14 protein-coding genes are annotated in these 19,278 nt (G+C 65.6%); 8 read left to right on the forward strand and 6 right to left on the reverse strand.

The genetic code is table 11. From position 1 onward, the window contains the following. Positions 1 to 157: 157 nt before the first annotated feature. The 5 genes from ACOAPY_RS16600 (at position 158) to ACOAPY_RS16620 (ending at position 8,176) form a co-directional block, all read left to right on the forward strand. Positions 158 to 1,171, forward strand: a complete 1,014-nt coding sequence (locus ACOAPY_RS16600; protein ID WP_465154056.1) for a zinc-binding alcohol dehydrogenase family protein — start codon at positions 158 to 160, stop codon at positions 1,169 to 1,171. Positions 1,172 to 1,253: 82 nt separating this feature from the next. Next, positions 1,254 to 2,447 (forward strand): sodium/glutamate symporter, encoded by a 1,194-nt coding sequence (gltS, locus tag ACOAPY_RS16605; protein ID WP_330098645.1) that lies wholly within the window; start codon positions 1,254 to 1,256, stop codon positions 2,445 to 2,447. Positions 2,448 to 2,450: 3 nt separating this feature from the next. Beyond that, complete coding sequence (locus ACOAPY_RS16610) at positions 2,451 to 3,944, forward strand: TAXI family TRAP transporter solute-binding subunit (protein ID WP_465154057.1); 1,494 nt, start codon at positions 2,451 to 2,453, stop codon at positions 3,942 to 3,944. An 82-nt stretch (positions 3,945 to 4,026) separates the two neighbouring features. Further along, positions 4,027 to 7,923 carry a bifunctional diguanylate cyclase/phosphodiesterase gene (locus ACOAPY_RS16615; protein WP_465154058.1) on the forward strand — a complete coding sequence of 1,299 codons (3,897 nt, stop codon included), beginning with the start codon at positions 4,027 to 4,029 and terminating at the stop codon, positions 7,921 to 7,923. A 67-nt stretch (positions 7,924 to 7,990) separates the two neighbouring features. Next, on the forward strand, positions 7,991 to 8,176 hold the full coding sequence (locus ACOAPY_RS16620) for a hypothetical protein (RefSeq protein WP_076579795.1): 186 nt from the start codon (positions 7,991 to 7,993) through the stop codon (positions 8,174 to 8,176). Between the two features lie 3 nt (positions 8,177 to 8,179). Here ACOAPY_RS16620 and ACOAPY_RS16625 read toward each other — a convergent pair whose 3' ends face one another. From ACOAPY_RS16625 to ACOAPY_RS16640, 4 genes are all read right to left on the reverse strand, one after another. Continuing rightward, the gene (locus tag ACOAPY_RS16625) at positions 8,180 to 9,367 is read right to left on the reverse strand and encodes a multidrug effflux MFS transporter (RefSeq protein WP_465154059.1); all 1,188 of its coding nucleotides are present in this window, start codon (positions 9,365 to 9,367) and stop codon (positions 8,180 to 8,182) included. 88 nt (positions 9,368 to 9,455) lie between these two features. Then, positions 9,456 to 12,590 carry an efflux RND transporter permease subunit gene (locus ACOAPY_RS16630; protein ID WP_330098649.1) on the reverse strand — a complete coding sequence of 1,045 codons (3,135 nt, stop codon included), beginning with the start codon at positions 12,588 to 12,590 and terminating at the stop codon, positions 9,456 to 9,458. A gap of 12 nt (positions 12,591 to 12,602) precedes the next feature. After that, a complete protein-coding gene (locus ACOAPY_RS16635; protein ID WP_256720111.1) occupies positions 12,603 to 13,760 on the reverse strand; it encodes an efflux RND transporter periplasmic adaptor subunit in 1,158 nt (385 codons plus the stop codon). Positions 13,761 to 13,998: 238 nt separating this feature from the next. Next, complete coding sequence (locus ACOAPY_RS16640) at positions 13,999 to 14,196, reverse strand: heavy-metal-associated domain-containing protein (RefSeq protein ID WP_330098651.1); 198 nt, start codon at positions 14,194 to 14,196, stop codon at positions 13,999 to 14,001. A gap of 228 nt (positions 14,197 to 14,424) precedes the next feature. On the opposite strand from ACOAPY_RS16640, the gene ACOAPY_RS16645 reads away from it, so the two are divergent. From ACOAPY_RS16645 to cueR, 3 genes are all read left to right on the forward strand, one after another. Continuing rightward, positions 14,425 to 14,793: a hypothetical protein gene (locus ACOAPY_RS16645; protein ID WP_076580052.1), complete on the forward strand. Its 369-nt coding sequence runs from the start codon at positions 14,425 to 14,427 to the stop codon at positions 14,791 to 14,793. 72 nt (positions 14,794 to 14,865) lie between these two features. Then, positions 14,866 to 17,238: a heavy metal translocating P-type ATPase gene (locus ACOAPY_RS16650; RefSeq protein WP_465154060.1), complete on the forward strand. Its 2,373-nt coding sequence runs from the start codon at positions 14,866 to 14,868 to the stop codon at positions 17,236 to 17,238. Then, a complete protein-coding gene (gene cueR, locus ACOAPY_RS16655; RefSeq protein ID WP_465154061.1) occupies positions 17,235 to 17,633 on the forward strand; it encodes a Cu(I)-responsive transcriptional regulator in 399 nt (132 codons plus the stop codon). Before ACOAPY_RS16650 ends, cueR begins: the two co-directional genes overlap by 4 nt. A 47-nt stretch (positions 17,634 to 17,680) precedes the next feature. Here cueR and bfr read toward each other — a convergent pair whose 3' ends face one another. Beyond that, positions 17,681 to 18,145 (reverse strand): bacterioferritin, encoded by a 465-nt coding sequence (gene bfr, locus ACOAPY_RS16660; protein ID WP_076425625.1) that lies wholly within the window; start codon positions 18,143 to 18,145, stop codon positions 17,681 to 17,683. Positions 18,146 to 18,354: 209 nt separating this feature from the next. After that, entirely contained in the window at positions 18,355 to 19,242 is an 888-nt protein-coding gene (locus ACOAPY_RS16665; protein ID WP_465154062.1) for an EamA family transporter, read from the reverse strand. Positions 19,243 to 19,278 lie beyond the last annotated feature (36 nt).

Below are 19,278 nucleotides of genomic sequence, written 5' to 3' on the forward strand. Positions count from 1 at the left end.
ACCTCACCAATTTTCAAAAAAGCATTGAAAGAGACTCTATGGCAGCCCGCTTTTTCTCGCCAGCCAACTAACCGAACATGCGCTCAACGCCAGCCAGGCCCACCGGCTAAGCTGGAGCATCCGAATTTGCCGTCGCGCCCCTCCGAGGATCTGCCGCATGAAAGCCGTCGCGTACCATCAGTCACTGCCCATCGATCACCCCGAGGCCCTGCTCGATATCGAGCTGCCCACTCCACAGCCCGGCCCTCATGACCTGCTGGTACGGGTCAGGGCCATCTCGGTCAACCCGGTGGACACCAAGATCCGCCGCAATGTCGCGCCAGCCCCTGGCGAGGCCAAGGTGCTGGGTTGGGACGTGGCGGGCGAGGTGGTTGAGGTCGGTAGCGACGTCCGCCAGTTCCGTCCTGGCGACAAGGTGTTCTATGCCGGCGCCATCGACCGTGCCGGCGCCAACAGCGAACTGCATGTGGTGGACGAACGCATCGTCGGGCGCATGCCTGGCTCGCTGGATTTCGCCGCCGCGGCCGCCCTGCCGCTGACCGCCATCACTGCCTGGGAACTACTCTTCGAGCGCCTTGGCGTGCGCGAGGGCAAGGGCGATAGCGACCAGAGCCTGCTGGTGGTCGGTGCCGCGGGCGGCGTTGGATCGATCCTGGTGCAACTGGCCCGGCAGCTCACCGACCTGACCGTGATCGGCACCGCCTCGCGTGCAGAAACCCAGCAATGGGTCCGTGAACTGGGCGCCCACCATGTGATCGACCACAGCCAGCCGCTACTGCCACAGCTCAAGGCACTGGGCCTCGACCAGGTGAGCATGGTCGCCAGCCTGACTCACACCGACCAGCACCTGGACCAGCTGATCGAAGCGCTGGCACCGCAGGGCAAGCTGGCGCTGATCGACGATCCGGCGCAGCTCGACGTGGTCAAGCTCAAGCGCAAGAGTCTGTCGCTGCACTGGGAGTTCATGTACACCCGCTCACTGTTCCAGACAGCGGACATGATCGAGCAACACCGCCTGCTCAACCGGGTCAGCCAACTGATCGACGACGGCGTACTGAAAACCACTCTGGGCGAGCACTTCGGTCGTATCGAGGCGGCCAATCTGCGACGTGCCCATGCCCTGCTGGAAAGTGGCAAGGCGCGCGGCAAGATCGTGCTGGAAGGTTTCTGAGACAGTCTCGTCGCCCTGGTATAGGCTCTGAGCAGCGCCCCACGAAGGGGCATGCCAGAGCCCTTGCGGATAAGGAGCGCCGATGACGTTGCAACCCGTGGAAACCCTGCTCGCAGCCGTGCTGGTGCTGCTGCTCGGTCACCTGCTCAACCGCCTCGTCCCTCCGCTTTCGCAGTACAACATCCCCGCTCCCATCACCGGTGGCCTGCTGTTCGCCCTGGGACTGTTGCTGGTTAACAGCTCCACGGGGTTCACGCTGGAATTCGACGTCACCCTGCGCCCGGTCCTGCTGCTGTCATTCTTTGCGGCCGTGGGCTTGTCGGCCAACCTGTCGCTGCTGCGCCAGGGCGGCAAGCGCCTGCTGCTGTTCGTCATGGTGCTGGCGCCGTTCCTGGTCCTGCAGAACCTCACCGGCCTGCTGATCGCATGGACGCTGGACCTGCATCCATTGATGGGACTGATCGGCGGCACCATCACCCTGGTCGGCGGCCACGGCACCGGGGCGGCCTATGCGGAGCGCTTCGCCGAGGTCAACAACATCCAGGCCATCATGGAGCTGGCGATGACCGGCGCCACACTCGGACTGGTCCTGGGCGGACTGTGCGGCGGGCCACTGGCGCAGTGGCTGATCCGCCGTCACCGGCTGGCGGGCGCCGACGGCCACGCGACCGAGCCTCACCCCAGCGCGGATGGCGACGCAGCGCCCATCAGCGCCGCCAGCCTGGTGCCGGTGCTGGCCGCCGTGCTGATTGCGGTGCTGGCCGGGCAATGGCTGGCCGAACTGGTCAGCGATGCGCCGGTCACCCTCCCCAGCTTCCTCTGGTGCCTGCTGCTCGGCGTGTTGATCCGCAATGGCGGCCATCTGGTTGGCCTGCGCCTCAACGATGCCGCGATCGAGCTGATTTCCGGGCTGGCCCTGGCGCTGTTCCTGGCCATGACCATGATGGCGCTGAACCTGGCGAACGTCGCCAGCCTGGCAGGACCACTGCTGCTGATCCTGCTCGGCCAGGTCGTGGTGGTGCTGGTCTATGGCGGTGCGCTGGTTTACCGCGCCGTGGGCCGCGACTACGAAGGCGCGGTGATGTCTGCAGCCTTTTGTGGTTTTGCCCTGGGGGCGACGGCCACCGCCATCGCCAACATGCAGGCCATCGTGCAGAAGTACGGCCCCGCACCGCAGGCCTTCCTGGTGGTGCCATTGGTCGGCGCCTTCCTCATCGACCTGATCAATGCCCTGGTGCTGACCGGATTCCTGTCACTACCGGGCCTGGGAGGCTGAGCCATGCCACGTCTGCTGCTCATCGTCCTTTTCACCCTGCTTGCCGCCTGTTCGCGTGGCCCGGAACAGCAAACGCTGGAAGCCGAACTGCGCCAGCGCCTGGAACAGGCTTTTCCCACCGACAGCCTGAGCCTGCTCAGCCTGAAGCGACGAGGCTCCGCCAGCGACGCCAGCGCGGGCCCCGACGAGGAGCGCCTGTTGGTGTACTTCGATGCCGAGCTGCAGGTCGAACGTGATCTCGACTTCGGCTCCTGGGACTCTCCAGGGGTCGCCAGCCTGGTCAGCGCCCTCGGCGCGGGGCCACGCGGCATCGGCGGCATCGAGAGTGGCGGCAACCAGAAGGGCGATAGACTGATTGCCCACGGCAGCCTGATCTACCAGCGCCACGACGGTACCTGGCAGGCCGTCGCGCCCCAAGGCTTCACCCTGCCGCGGGCACCACAGGCAAGCAATGCGACCAGCCCGCGCGAGGCGCTGGTCGCAGCCATCGGCACCGCTCTCAACCTGTCGCCTGGCGGCACCGGCAGCACGGCGCGCAAGGTGATCAACGAGGAAGTGGAACGCTCGCTGACGAACATCCAGGGCCGGCTTGGCCGTCTGCAGAACGGCTATCCGCTGGCAGGCGGACCGGAGTCCGGACAGTACGCCAGCTTTGCCCGCGCCATGAGCCAGGCGCTGCGTGAGCAGGGCCTGAATATCGTGCCACTGACGACGGCTGGCGGCATCGAGAACCTGCGCCTCCTGCGCACCGGGGATGCCGCGCTGGCGCTGTCGCAAAGCGACAGCGCTCATCAGGCGGTCGCCGGCATCGGGCCGTTCTCGCAGGATGGAGCCGACCTCGGCCTGCGCGCCCTGGCCAGCCTCTACCCGGAGCCGGTGCATGTACTGGTAAGGGCCGACAGCCCGCTGCGCGGCATCGCCGACCTGCGCGGCAAACGGGTCAACCTGGGGTTGCCCGGCTCGGCCTCACGGGATACCGCCGTGGCGGTGCTGGCCGCTCATGGTCTGGCCACGGGCGATCTGCAGCAACAGGGCGCGCTGGACCTGCAGCAGGCCCTGGGCGCATTGCGTGACGGCGAGCTGGATGCCCTGATTCAGGTGATCGGCTATCCGGCGGACAGCATTCGCGCCGCTGGCGAGGACTTTGCCATGCGCCTGCTGCCGCTGGAGGAGGCGGCTGTCGCGCAACTGCAGCGCGAGAGGCCCGGCAGCTTCGCCTATCAACTACCGCGCGCCAGCTACGCCGGCCAGGACGAGGCACTGCCGACCCTGGCGGTGACCAGCCTGCTGCTGGGTACACGACAGCTGACCAGCCAGGAGGTCGAGCAGCTGATGTCCCAGCTGTTTGCACGCGACCGGCAGTGGCTGCAGTACGGCAGCATCCAGGGCAGCCAGCTTGCACCGGCCAATGCCCTGCGCGGACTGGGCGTGCCCCTGCACGAAGGCGCCGAGAAAGCCCTGCGAAAGCTGAAATCCACCCTCCCCCCGGCAGGTTGATGAGAGACGGCTAAACTGGGAAAGACCCGGGCCGATGCAGTGGTCCGGGCAGCCCCTAGCCTGTCACTGCCGAGGGTTCAGGATGACACCCAAGCCTTCCCGGCCACTGCGCATCGCCGGCATCTATCTGCTGTTCAGCGCTGCCTGGATCCTTGGCAGCAATCTGCTGCTGCGGGCGATCATTGACGATCCCACGATCCTGACCCACTTGCACACGGTGAAGGGGCTGCTGTTCGTCACCCTCAGCAGCGCGCTGATCTTCCTGTTGTGCCGCCAGGACGAACTGAGCCAGCAGCGCCTGGAGCGGGGTCTGCGCGATCAGCTGCTGACACTGCAGCAAGCCCAACGCGACGCGGGACTGGGCACCTGGAGCTACGACGGCCATCTGCACTGGTCGGCCGAGGCACTGCGTCTGCTGGAGCGCCCCGATAGCGACAACACGAGCAACCTGGATGACCTGCTCGGCTGGCTCTATCCCGCCGATCGCCATGCCGTGCAACGGGCCCTGCAACATCTGTTGCAGGGGGGATCGCCCTTGCTGGTCAACGCTCGCCTGAACCGACCAGCCGACCGCGAAGTGGTGTGGGTGATGTTGCGCGGCAGCCCCAGCAACGACGGCGGCGCCCATGGCAGCGTGCAGAACATCAGTGGACAGAAGCGCGACGAACAGGCCCTGCGCGAGAGCGAGCAACGCTTCCGTCAGCTGTTCGAACAGACCCCTCGCATCGCCGTGCAAGGCTACGATCGCGAGCGCCGGGTGATTTTCTGGAACCAGGCCAGCACCCAGGTATACGGCTACAGCGTCAGCGAGGCCATGGGGCGGCCGCTGGAGGATCTGATAGTACCGCCGGCGATGCGTGCCCAGGTGGTCGCCGACATCTCATCCTGGATGATGGGCGGGCCGCCCATACCCGCCGCCGAGCTGACCCTGCAGCACCGCGATGGCAGCCCGGTTTATGTCTATTCCAGCCACCTGCTGCTGCGCAATACCCGTAACCAGCTGGAGATGTATTGCGTCGACATCGACCTGAGCGAGCAGCATCTGACCTACCAGCAGCTGGAAAGCAGCGAGAACCGTTACCGGGATCTGGTGGAGCAGCTGCATGAGGCGATCTTCCTGGCCGACAGCGGCGGGCGCCTGACGTTCGTCAATCCGGCCTGGCAGATCATCACCGGCTACAGCATCCACGAGAGCCTCGGCAAACCCTTGCTCGACTTCATTGATACAGACCACCGCGAGCGGGCCGCCCAGGAGATCTCCGCGATCCTCTCCAGGCAGACCAACTCGTGGCTCTGCGAGCTGTGCCTGCGCAATGCCGACGGGCAGGCACACTGGGTTTCGCTGAGCCTCACGGCGGGGGAACAGCACGACCTGGGGCTGCGCGGCAGCATGAGCGACATCCAGGAGCGGCGGCGCAGCCAGGCCCTGCAGGAGGCCCGCAATGCCGTGCTGGACCGCATGTTGGCCCAGCGCCCGCTGCAGGAAACCCTGAGCGATATGGTCAAGCGCCTGGAGCAGATCAGCCCGGGGATGCTGGTCACCATCATGCTGGTCGAACAAGGCCGGCTGCGGGCACATGCCGCCCCCAGCCTGCCGGTGAGCTACATCGAGGCCATCGACGGCATCGTTGCCGCACCGGGTATCGGCAGCTGCGGCCATGCGGCCGCCACCGGCGAGATGACAGTGGTCGAGGACATCCTCCAGCATCCCAACTGGGCCGGATTCAGCGAACTAGCCCAGCAGGCCGGACTGCGCGCCTGCTGGTCGCTGCCCTTCAAGAATGATCAGGGCGCCGTACTGGGGGTGTTCGGCATCTACCATCGGCGCCCCATGCATCCGCTTCCAGCGGATGTGGCTCTGGTGACGGAATTCACCCGTCTGGCCGGTCTTGCCGTGCGTCAGCACCAGCGCGATGCCGAACGCCTGCAGAGCGAGCTGCGCTTTCGCGCCACCTTCGAGCAGGCCGCCGTCGGCATCGCCCACCTGTCACCGGACGGCCAGTGGCTACGGGTCAACCAGCGCCTGTGCCAGATGCTCGGTTACAGCCGCGCCGAGCTGATACAGCGGACCTTCCAGGAGGTCACCCACCCGGATGATCTTGATGCCGATCTGACGCTGACTCGCCAACTGCTGGCAGGGGAAATCAGCCGCCTGGCCATGGAGAAGCGTTATCTGCGTCGCGACGGCAGTACGCTGTGGGCCAACCTCAGCGCCACGCTGGTACGGCATACCAATGGCACACCCTACTACTTCATTTCGGTGATCGAAGACATTGGCCTGCGCAAGCAGCAGGAGCAGGCGCTGCGCCAGGCCGCCACCGTATTCGAGAGCACCCAGGAGGGCGTACTGGTGGTTGACGCGCGTCGCCGCGTGCTGACCAGCAACCCGGCCTTTACCCAGATCACTGGACTGACGGCACAGCAGGTACTGGGGCGGCGCCTGCCGCTGCTGCCCGGCAACGATCTGGACCGCACCCGCTACCGCACCCTGTGGCGCAAGGTGCAGGAATGCGGATATTGGCAGGGCGAGCTGAACAGCCGCCGACGCGACGGCTCGCGCTTCACCTTCTGGCTGACGATCAGCCGGGTACGTGACTGCGACCCGCTGCAGCCGCAGTACGTACTGACCTTCAACGACCTCAGCCAGTACCGCGACAGCCAGGAGCGCCTGGCCCACCTGGCGCACTTCGACCCGCTCACCGACCTGCCCAACCGGCTTTATGCCATGGAGCGTCTGAGCCATGCCCTGGACCATGCGCAGCGCCACAACGAGCGCGTGGCATTGCTGTACTTTGACCTGGACAACTTCAAGACGGTCAACGAGAGCCTCGGTCATCGGGTAGGCGACGATCTGCTGGTGGCGGTGGCACGTCGCCTGCAACAGCGCCTGCGCAACGAGGACACGCTCGCCCGCCTGAGCAGCGATGAGTTTCTCGTGGTGCTGGAGAATCTGCACCGGCCGGAAGAGGCCGCCAACATCGCCCGCACGCTGATTGAGCTGCTCGAGCGCCCGCTGCCGCTGGGCAGCGGCGGCCGCGAGGCCTACCTGAGCGCCAGCATCGGCATCAGCCTGTATCCGGACGATGGCCTGTCCAGCGACGACCTGCTGCGCAATGCCGACAGTGCACTGCACCAGGCCAAGCAGGAGGGCCGCAACACCTTCCGTTTTTATACCGAGGGCCTGACCCACCAGGCGCATACCCGCCTGAGCCTGGAGGTCCACCTGCGCCAGGCGCTCAAGCGCAACGAGTTCGTTCTGCATTACCAGCCGCTGGTCAATGCCAGCACCGGCGAGCCGATCGGTGTCGAGGCGCTGCTGCGCTGGAACAGCCGGGAAGGCATGGTTTCGCCCGCCCAGTTCATTCCCCTGGCCGAAGAGACCGGCCTGATCGTGCCGATCGGCAACTGGGTCCTGCGCGAGGCGTGCCGGCAAATGCAGTTCTGGCGTCAGGAGGGCCTGCCGCTGAACACCCTGGCCGTCAACCTGTCGCCCCGCCAGTTCCGCCAGGCGGACTTGCTGCAGCAGGTCAGGGAGGCGCTGCACGATAGCGGCCTGCCGGCCGAACATCTGGAACTGGAAATCACCGAAGGTGCGCTGATCGAGAACCTGGAGCAGACCCAGGCCACGCTCGCCGCACTCAAGAGCCTGGGTGTGAAACTGGCCATCGATGACTTCGGCACCGGATACTCCTCACTGGCATACCTGCGGCGTTTCCCGCTGGACAAGCTGAAGGTCGATCAGAGTTTCATGCGCGGCGTCCCGGAGGACCAGGCCAACCTGGAAATCGTCGCCACCATTGTGGGGCTGGCACGCAACCTGAAACTCTGCGTACTGGCCGAAGGGGTGGAAAACGGCGAGCAGCTGAAGGCTTTACGCCAGCTGGGCTGCGATCAGTGCCAGGGCTACCTGTTCAGCCGCCCGCTGAGCGCCATGCGGCTGGCGCACTGGCTACGCAGTGACCATCAGTCGGTGGGTTGACCCAGATCATGGAAGCCAGGCCGGCGCGATCTACACTGCAAACTCCATTTTCTAATGGAGGTCTGCAATGGACATCCGCATACGCACCCTGAACACTGCTGCGGGCCCCCGCTGGCAGGTTTGCCTGGACCAGCACGGCGTCAGCTTTCGCAGTGAAGCCGAAGCCAATACCTTCGTCGCCACGCTGCAGGCTCGCCTGCGCGCGCCCCATCCACTGCCATGGCGAGCGGGACCGCTGAAAACCGCCAGCTAGCGGCTAAAGGTTAAGCCCCACACGACGGGCATGCTTAGCGGTCAGCAACCCCAACGTCAGGCTGGCCAGCCCACACAGGGCGATGACCTGTGCCATGGGTAGCGCGCTGCCATCATGCAGCGCGCCAACCAGTGCCGACGCGCCGGCCGCCACACAGAACTGCAGTGAACCTATCAGTGCCGAAGCACTGCCGGCATGCATGCCCTGTCCGGCCATCGCACAGGCGGTGGCATTGGGTAGTACGCAGGACAGGCTGGCGGTACTGATGAACAATGGGATCAGCAGCGGCCAGAGAGCCTGGGGTTTGGCCAGCGCAACGGCCAGCAGCGCGAGGGTTGCCGCGCAGTAAACCCACACCGTGCGCCGAATCCAGTATTCCGGGCCATGATGACGCAGCAGCCAGCCGTTCAGCTGTGCCGTAAGGATGAAACCTGCGGCATTGGCCCCGAACAGCCAGCCATAGTGCTCTGCCGGCACCCCATAAAGCTCGATGAACACATAGGGCGAACCGGAGATGTAGGCAAACATGCCAGCCATCGCCACCCCGCCGGTCAGGCCGTAGCCGATCAGCAGGCGGTCACCGAGCAGTTGCCGGTAGCGCCCCAGCGCACCACTCAGGGGTGCGGGCGGCACCCCCGAGGCGCGCGTTTCCGGCAGCCAGAGCAACACCGCCACCAGGCACAGAGCGCTGAACAGCATCAGCCCGTAGAAGATCGAATTCCAGCCGAAAAGCTCCAGCAGCACGCCACCGGCAAGGGGCGCGAGTATCGGCGCCACCCCCATGACCAGCATCAATTTGGAGAACACCCGGGCAGAGGCCAGCGGATCGCACAGATCACGCACCACCGCACGCGAAATGACCATGCCTGCGCAGCCGCCAAGCGCCTGGACGAAGCGGGCGACGATCAGCCATTCAAGACTCTGTGCCTGGGCGCACGCCAGCGAGGCCAGGGTGAAAAGCACCAGCCCGGCGAGCAGCGGCCAGCGCCGACCGAAACGGTCGGCCAGCGGCCCATAGAGCAGTTGCCCCATGGCAATACCAACAAAGTAGGAGGCCAACGACAGCTGCACATGTTCTACATCGGTGGCAAAAACCCGGGCCAGGGTCGGAAAACTGGGCAGGTAGAAGTCGATGGCCATTGGACCAAAGGCGCTCAGGCTACCGAGGATCAGCAGGATGCGAAGGTTCATGCGTTATCCACTGCGGGGCGTACCCCGGAAAACCAAGGGCGCCCCGGAGGGCGCCCTGAGAAGTACTGCGGCTAGATCGTTGGCAGCTCTAGTGCTGTTCCAGGGCCGTCGGCTTTTTCTTGCGGCTCAGCTTATCGCTCATGGACTCCACCAGCAGGTAGAACATCGGGATCAGGAAGGTGGCCAGCAGGGTAGCGGCGAGCATGCCGCCAATCACCCCGGTACCGATGGAGTGCCGGCTGGCCGAACCGGCGCCGGTGCTGATGGCCAGGGGCACACAACCGAGAATGAACGCCAGCGAGGTCATCACGATCGGGCGGAAACGCAGCTTGGCTGCCTCGAAGGCAGCATCGAAGATGCTCTTGCCTTCGGCCCGCAGCAGCACGGCGAATTCGACGATCAGGATGGCATTCTTCGCCGCCAGGCCGATCAATGTCACCAGACCGACCTGGAAGTACACGTCGTTCTGAATGCCGCGCAACCAGACGGCGAGGATCGCCCCGAACACCGCGAAGGGCACTGCGGTGACCACTGCCAGCGGCAGAGTCCAGCGCTCGTACTGGGCGGCCAGGATGAGGAACACCATGATCAGGCCAAAGATGAAAGCCGTGCTGCCAGAGCCCTGGGTAGCCAGCTCCTGATAGGCTGAACCGATCCAGCCGACGGTGTAGTCGCTGCCAAGCACCTCGCCGGCCACTTCCTGGATCGCCGCCAGCGCCTGGCCCGAGCTGTAGCCCGGAGCCGGGCCGCCGAGGAACTTGGCCGAGGGGTAGACGTTGAAGCGTGCATAGGTATCAGGCCCGAGAATACGCTGCACCTTGATCAGGCTGGTCAGCGGCACCAGATCACCACCACTGGCCCTTACATAGACCTGCGAGAGATCTTCCGGCTTGCGACGGAACTCCGACTCGGACTGCAGACTGACCTGCCAGGTCCGTCCGTACAACGTGAAGTCGTTGACGTAGTAACTGCCGAAGGTCGACTGCATCGCCGTGAATACGTCGCTGATCGACACGCCCAGGGCGCGCGCCTTGGTGCGATCGAGGTCGATGTAGTACTGAGGCACACTGGCATTGAAAGTGGTCTGTACCCCCGCCAGTTCGGGACGTTTCTGCGCGGCAGCAACGAAGGCCTGAACCTTGGCCGCCAGCTCCGCGACACTGCCTCCGCTGCGATCCTGGATGTAGCCCTCGAAACCACCCGTGGTGCTCATGCCGGTGATGGGCGGCGGGTTGAAACTCATGACCACGCCGTCTTTTTCGCTGAGCCCCATGCCCATGAATTCGCGGGTCAGGTTGCGTGCATCAAGCTCAGGGGTGGTGCGCTCGGACCAGTCCTTCAGCGGTACGAAACTGACCCCGGAGTTGGTTCTCTGTCCGGATGTCAGCACATCGAAGCCGGCAAAGGTGACCACATCCTGCACCGCCGGATGCTTCATCAGTTGCTGCGAGAAATCGCTGGTCAGCGCATCGGTACGGTTGATGGAGGCTGCCGGCGGCAACACGTAGGCATTGATCACGTAGCCCTGGTCTTCATCGGGCACCAGCGAGCCGGGGACGCGGGTGAACAGGACCGCCATGATGGCGATCATGCCGCCGAACAGCAGCAGTCCGACGATCGAGCGTTTGAGGAAGAACGCCACGCCGGCCCCGTAGGCCTCGGTCACCCTGTCGAAGAACCGGTTGAACGCGCGGAAAGGCGCCGCCGGCTCGCGATGCTCCGGCTTGAGCATCAGCGCACAGAGCGCGGGCGACAGGGTCAGCGCCACGATGCCGGAGATCACCACCGACACGGCGATGGTGATGGCGAACTGACGATACATCTCGCCCGCCAGCCCTCCGAGGAAGCCCACCGGGACAAACACGGCGCAGAGCACCAGTACGATGGCAATGATCGGCCCGGTCACCTCCTCCATGGCCTCGATCGCCGCCTCGCGGGCATTGAGCTTCTTGGTACGCATTACCCGCTCGACGTTCTCGATGACCACGATCGCGTCGTCCACCACGATACCGATGGCCAACACCAGGCCGAACAGCGTCAGCAGGTTGATGGAGAACCCCAGCGCGTACATGCCGGCGAAGGTGCCGACCAGCGACACCGGAATGGCCAGCACCGGGATCAGCGTGGCGCGCCAGTTCTGCAGGAAGATGAAGACCACCAGCACGACCAGTACCAGCGCCTCGAAGAAGGTGTGGATCACCTCCTCGATAGACACCTCGACGAAGCGGGTGGTGTCATAGGGAATCTTGTAGGTAATGCCCTCGGGGAAGCGCTCCGCCAGGCGATCCATGGTTTCGCGCACCGCGTCCGCGGCATCCAGCGCGTTGGCGCCCGGCTGCAGGTAGATACCAAAGGCGGCGTTCTGCTGGCCATTCAGGCTGGTGACCACCGAGTAGTCCTGAGCACCCAGCTCGATACGCGCCACATCACCCAGGCGCAGGCTGGCACCCGTGGCGTCGGAACGCAGGATCACGCTCTCGAACTCCTTCGGATCCTTGAAGCGGCCCTGGGTGGTCACCGTGTAGGTGAAGTCCTGCGGTGTCTGCAGCGGTTGCTGGCCGAAGCTGCCGGCGGCGAACTGGGAGTTCTGCTCGCGGATGGCGTTGACCACGTCGGTCGGCGTCAGGTCATACTGCGCCAGCTTGTCCGGACGCAGCCAGATCCGCATCGAGTAGTTCTTGGAGCCGAACTGGCTGACATCGCCAATACCCGGTAGGCGCTTGAGTTCGTCAATGACGTTGATCAGCGCGTAGTTGGAGATGAACACCGGATCCTTGGAGTTGTCTGGCGAATAGAGCGTGACCACCTGGAGGATGTCCGAAGACTTCTTCTCCACCTTCACGCCCTGCCGACGGACCTCCTCCGGCAGCTTGGCCAGGGCCGCCTGCACCCGGTTGTTGACGTCGATGGTGGCCTGGTCGGGATCGCGGCCCACCTCGAAGTACACCGACAGACTCATGCTGCCACTGCTGGCCGAGTTGGACAGCTGATAGATCATGCCCTCGACACCGTTGATCTGCTGCTCCAGCGGGGCTGCCACGGTCTCGGCGATGACCTGGGCACTGGCGCCCGGGTAACTGGCCGATACCGACACCTGGGGCGGCAGAATCTGCGGGTACTGGGCGATGGGCAGGGACTTCATCGCCGCCAGACCGGCGAGGATGATCACGATCGAGATGACCGCGGCGAAGACCGGACGGTCAATGAAGAATTTCGAAATCACGGGCCGCGCTCCTTACTGCTGGGGCTGCGCGGCGGGCGCGGCACTGACAACCTTGACCGGCGCATTCGGCCGCACCTTGGGCAGGCCCTCGACAATGACCCGATCGCCGGCGGCAATCCCGCTGTCGACGACCCAGCGCCCAGCCGCGGTGTGCGCGGTGGTGACCGGACGGATACGCGCCAGCCCCTGATCGTCCACCACAAACACGAAGGTGCCATTCGGCCCCTGGGACACAGCGCGCTCGGGAACAGTAACGGCATTGGGCTTGCTGATGCCCTTGACCATCACCCGCACAAACTGTCCGGGCATCAGCGCCTGTTCCGGGTTGGGCACCACGGCGCGCACGCTGACGGTGCCCGTGCTGCGATCGATGGTGCTGTCGGTGAAGTCGACCTTGCCTTCCAGCGGGTAGCTGGAGCCGTCGCCAAACTTGATTTCCACACTCATCTGCTGACCGCCCTCGCGCACCAGGCTGCCGCTCTGCAGGCCACTGCGCACGCTGGATACCTCGCGATCCGGCGCGGCGAAATTGACATAGATGGGATCAAGCTGGGTGATCTGAGTCAGCAGGCTGGCGTTGGGGTCTCCGGCCACCATCAGGCTGCCCTCGGATACCGTCTCCTTGCTGGTGATGCCCGAGATGGGGGCCTCTACCGTGGTGTAGTCGAGGTCGATCTGCTTGGACTGCACCTCGGCCTTGGCCGCCTCGATATTGGCCTTGCTCTGCTCGAAGTTGGACACGGCGTTGTCCAGCTCGCTCTCGCTGGCAAAGCCCTTGCGCTGCAGTTCACGAATCCGTTTCAGGTCACGCTCGGTCTGCCGGTAGCGCGCCTGCTCCTGGGCCAGCGCGCCCTTGGCGCGGGCCAGCGCGGCCTGGTAGGGCCGAGGGTCGATGCGAAACAGCACCTGCCCCTGCTTGACCTGGCTGCCCTCCAGGTAAGTGCGCTCCTGCAGGATGCCACTGACCTGAGCCCGCACCTGCACCTCGCGGTAACCCGCGGTGCGCGCCGGATACTCGAACTGCAGCGGCAGCGACTCGACCTTGGCCGCCTCGACCAGCACCTCCGGCGGCGGCATCTGCTGAGCGCTCTCTGCGGCATACAGCGCCGGGGCGATGAGCACCCCCAGAGCCAGCGTGGTGAGCGCGAGAGCATGGGAGCGAGCAAGCATCGGGTCTTCTCCTTGACGTCAGGATCGGGCAGGGCCCTTTAAATGAAGGGCCATGCTAGTGACATAGTTTCAGGCGTGTAAACAGGAACACGGGGCAATAATCGCTAAAGAGCGTTCCACCAGAACACAGCCTAGCCCTATTGACGAGAGCCGACATGGGCAACAGCGCAGCGGCGGCACGCCGTCACCCGTGCGCCCGAGCGCGCACAACGAGACCTGCGCCGGCGGGTGTCGCAGCCTAGGCTGGCTCGGCCGGGTAACCCTGCGCGCGGACAGCGGCCAACAGCTGCTCCAGATCCAGGCGACTGGCGACCCGCACCTCGCCATTCGCCAGATCGACCTGTACATCCGCCGCCGGGTCCTCGGCCTGCACCGCCTCGGTGATGGCACGAACACAGTGACCGCAGGACATACCGGAAACTTTCAGAATCTGCATAACCTATACCTCTGATTGGGGTGACCATGAGCCTTGTCGAGGGCTCTGCGAACAGTTTCAAGCCTGCCACGATGGCAAGGTCAAGCCCTGTGACTTGTAGTCGCGACTGACCTGGCCCAAGCTGGCAACAGGCTTCAGGAGAAACCCGTCATGCGCCTGCCAATTGCCCTGCTCGCCCTGCTCTGCCTGCCCGTGTGGGCCGACGAGTCGGTGCCGGAGCCGGCCACCATGATGCCCGCCCCCGCCCCGCAACCGGCCAGCGTGCCGCTGGCCCCGATGACCCTGCCAACCCCCATCGACTATGGCGTGCTGATCGTCTCGCGCGAGCGCCTGGAGGTTTCCACGCCCTGCGATATCGGCCTGTACCTGCAGGGCAACCTGACGGCGCGCCTATACCAGGGACAGTCGATCACGCTGAACCTGCCTCCGGGCAAGGTGCAGGTGCGCCTTGGTCAGCTTGGTGGCCACCAGTGCCAGCCACGCTTCGAGCAGTTGCGCAGCCAGACCCTGCAGATACAGACCGGCGAGGTGCTCAAGTACCGCATCGCCATGGACTCGCTCGGCCTGCAGCTGATCCCGGCACCGCAGAATTATTGAAGATGCGAGCGGGGCTTGACCTTGCCCCTGTGTCAAGGTTGATCCTGTGGGCGAATCGAGGAGGAATCGCCCATGTCCAACCTGCAAACCTTCGATCTGCCCATTGCGGGAATGACCTGCGCCAGCTGCGCAGGCCGCGTCGAGCGTGCCCTGAGCCGAGTGCCCGAGGTCGAGCAAAGCAGCGTCAACCTGGCCACCGAGCAGGCCCGGGTAACCGCCCCGCGCGAACGCCTGGACGAGCTGCTGGCAGCCGTCGAGCAAGCCGGCTATTCGGTACCGCTGCAGAGCCTGGAGCTGACCCTCGGCGGCATGACCTGTGCCAGCTGCGCCGGACGCATCGAGCGAGTGCTGCTGAAAGTGGCTGGAGTGCGCCGCGTCAGCGTCAACCTGGCCAGCGAGCGCGCCCATGTCGAGATGCTTGCGGGCACCCCCAGTGCCGTGCTGATCGCCGCTGTCGAAAACGCCGGCTACACCGCCAGCCTGCACGACGCCGCGCCGGCCTACGATCCACAGACTGCCCTGCGCCGCGAGCGTCTGGCGGTGATCCTCGCCCTGCTGCTGGCCTTCCCACTGGTGGTGCCGATGCTGGCCGGGCACTGGATGTTGCCGGCCTGGGTTCAGTTCCTGCTGGCCACGCCGGTGCAGTTCGTCCTCGGCGCGCGCTTCTACAAGGCGGCCTGGAAGGCAGTGAGGGCCGGCAGCGGCAACATGGACCTGCTGGTGGCCCTGGGTACCAGCGCCGCCTATGGCCTGAGCCTGTATCTCTGGGCCACGGCCGAACACCCTGTGCCGCACCTGTATTTCGAAGCCTCGTCGGTGGTCATCGCCCTGGTGTTGCTCGGCAAGTACCTGGAAAGCCGCGCCAAGCGCCAGACCAGCGCCGCCATCCGCGCCCTCGAGGCGCTACGCCCGGAACGCGCTACCCGCCTGGTCGACGGCCGCGAGGAAGAGGTGGCGATCGCCACCCTGCGCCTGGACGATAGGGTGGTGGTGCGCCCCGGCGAGCGCTTCCCGGTGGACGGCGACGTGCTCGAAGGCCACAGCCAGGCCGACGAGGCGCTGATCAGCGGCGAAAGCCTGCCGGTCGCCAAGGCGCCGGGTGATAGGGTCACCGGCGGCGCCATCAATGGCGAGGGCCGCCTGATCGTGCGCACCACGGCGCTGGGCGGCGAGACGGTACTGGCGCGGATCATCCGCCTGGTCGAGGACGCCCAGGCCGCCAAGGCGCCGATCCAAAAGCTGGTGGACCGTGTCAGCGCGGTGTTCGTCCCCGCCGTGCTGCTGATCGCACTGCTCACCCTCGGCGGCTGGCTGCTCGCCGGTGCCGGCCTGGAGCAGGCGCTGATCAACGCGGTGGCAGTACTGGTGATCGCCTGCCCCTGTGCCCTGGGCCTGGCCACCCCGGCGGCGATCATGGCCGGCACCGGCGTGGCGGCGCGCCATGGCATCCTGATCAAGGACGCCGAAGCCCTGGAGCTGGCACACAAGGTCACCGTGGTGGCCTTCGACAAGACCGGCACCCTTACCTCCGGCCAGCCGCGCATCGTCCACCTGGCCAGCGAGAACATCGAGGAAAGCGAGCTGCTGCGCCTGGCCGGCGCCTTGCAGCAGGGTAGCGAACACCCGCTGGCGCGCGCTGTACTCGACGCGGCAGGCGAGCGCGGCCTCACCCTACCGCCGCTGGCCACCAGCCAGGCCCTGGCCGGTCGCGGCATACGCGGTGAAGTCGAAGGCCGCGCACTGGCTCTGGGCAACCAGCGCCTGTTCGACGAACTGCAACTCGACAGCCCGCTGCGCGAGCAGGCTACGGCCTGGGAGGCCGAGGGGCGCACCCTGTCCTGGCTGATCGAACAGAGCGAGCCTGCCCGTGTGCTGGGCCTGCTGGCCTTCGGAGACAGCCTCAAGGCAGGCGCTGCGGCGGCCGTCGCCGCACTGCGCGAACAGGGCATCGAGAGCCACCTGATCAGCGGTGACAACGCCGGCAGCGCCAATGCCGTGGGCCGCGCCCTGGGCATCGACCGGGTGCATGCCCAGGTTTTGCCGGCAGACAAGGCGGCCCATGTCGCCGCGCTGAAGCGCGCAGGCATCAGCGTGGCCATGGTCGGCGACGGCATCAATGACGCCCCAGCACTGGCCGCCGCCGACGTCGGCATCGCCATGGGCGGCGGCACCGATGTGGCCATGCACGCCGCCGGTATCACCCTGATGCGCGGCGACCCGCGCCTGGTACCAGCCGCGCTGGAGATCAGCCGGCGCACCTGGCGCAAGATCCAGCAGAACCTGTTCTGGGCCTTCATCTACAACCTGGTGGGCATCCCACTGGCGGCTGCCGGCCTGCTCAACCCGATGCTGGCCGGCGCGGCCATGGCCCTGTCCAGCGTCAGCGTGCTGAGCAATGCGCTGCTGCTCAATGCCTGGAAGCCCGATACGGAGAAACGCCCATGAACATCGGTCAGGCCGCCAAGCACAGTGGACTCAGCGCCAAGATGATCCGCTACTACGAATCCATTGGCTTGCTACACCCCGCCGGGCGCAGCGACAGCGGCTACCGCCGCTACGCAGAGCAGGATCTGCACGTGCTGGCTTTCATCAAGCGCTCGCGCGATCTGGGCTTCTCGCTGGAGGAAGTCGGCAAGCTGCTGGCCCTGTGGCAGGACCGCGAGCGCGCCAGCGCCGACGTCAAGACGCTGGCCCTGGCCCACGTCGACGCACTGAACCGCAAGATCGCCGAACTGAGTGCGCTGCGCGACACCCTGAGCGACTTGGTGGAGCATTGCCAGGGCGACCACCGCCCGGATTGCCCGATCCTCAGAGACCTGGAAGGCTCCTGCTGCCACTGAGATGAAAAAAGGGAGCCGCAGCTCCCTTTAAGCCCACTGTGTCGCCGTCAGGCCTGTGACTGCAGGTAGTTCTGCAGGCCGATGCGCTCGATTAAACCGAGCTGCTTTTCCAGCCAGTAGGCATGGTCTTCCTCGGTATCGTGCAGCTGCACCTCGAGAATCTCGCGGCTGATGTAGTCGCCATGCTGCTCGCACAACTCGATCCCCTTGGCCAGGGCCGCACGCACTTCGTATTCCAGCTTGAGGTCGCTCTTGAGCATCTCCGGCACGGTGGCGCCCGGGTGCATCTTCTTCGGCCGCATGTCCGGCGTCCCCTCGAGGAACAGGATGCGCTTGAGCAGCGCATCGGCGTGCTCGGTTTCCTCCTCCATCTCGTGGTTGATCCGCTCGTAGAGCTTCTCGAAGCCCCAGTCCTGGTACATCCGCGAATGCAGGAAATACTGGTCGCGAGCCGCCAGCTCTCCGCGCAGCAGCTCCTTGAGATATTCAACGACTTCGGTCGCGCCTTTCATGACTCGTGCCCTGCTAAAACCCTATCCAGATAGGCAGCTTCGACCCTCCGACGGGATTGGTCAAGCCGCAGAACAACATCCCTCACGGAGCGATTCTCATTGGCGCAAAGCCGCATGGCAGCTGGGTTGCAGGAACAAAACCCGCTAGCAATCGCAAGCGGTTCGCAGGGGTAAAAATCTGTCATTCGACGGTGCCAGCGCCACCCCGTTCAGCCCGTGCGCAGGCGCATGACGCCGCGATAAAAACCGGCCGGTAGCAGGCTGATGGCCAGACCGCCAAACACCAGCGCGCAGGCCAGCCAACCCAGTGCGCTGAGTGCTTCCCCCAGTAGCAGCCAACCGGCCAGCAGGCCGGAAACCGGCACCGCGAGGGCAAAGGGCGTGACCACGCTGGCCGGGTAGCGACGCAGCAGGAAGCTCCAGATGGCGAAGCCGACCGTGGTGGCCAGGAAGGCGATGTACAGCAGCGCACCGACACCGCGCCAACTCAGGTGCTCGAACGCTGCGCCCAGCGCCTGCGGCCCCTCGAACAGGTAGGACAGGCCCAGCAGCGGCAGCACCGGCACCAGGCTGACCCAGCAGATCAGGCGCAGCATGTCGCTGGCGCCGGAGCGCTTGGTGGCGATATTGGCGAAGGCCCAGGCCAGCGCTGCGGCGACCACCAGCGCGAAGCCCAGCAGGCTATCACCCAGCGGTCGCTGCAGGCCCAGCAGCAACAGCCCGCCGGCCGCCAGCAGCAACCCGACCAGCGCGCGGGCACCGGGGCGCTCGCCGAGCAGCAGCGCGGCGATCAGTACGGTGAAGAACACCTGGCTCTGCAGCACCAGCGAGGACAGCCCGGCCGGCATGCCCAGGTGCATGCCGACGAACAGCAGGCCGAACTTGACCACCCCGAGCAGCACGCCGATCTGCACGATGCGCCAGCCCGGCGCTGGCAGCGGCCCGCGCAGGAACAGCAGCGGCAGCGCCGCCAGGGCAAAGCGCAGGGCACAGAACAACAGCGGCGGGAAGTCCTGCAGACCGACCTTGATCACCACGAAGTTGACACCCCAGATCAGGGTGACCAGCAGGGCCAGGAGTATGTGCGGCAGGGACATGGGCGGGCTCCGGAAGCGGTTCCCGCACACTAGCAG

It is taken from the genome of Pseudomonas stagnisoli, from assembly GCF_048595745.1.
Taxonomy (GTDB): domain Bacteria; phylum Pseudomonadota; class Gammaproteobacteria; order Pseudomonadales; family Pseudomonadaceae; genus Aquipseudomonas; species Aquipseudomonas alcaligenes_A.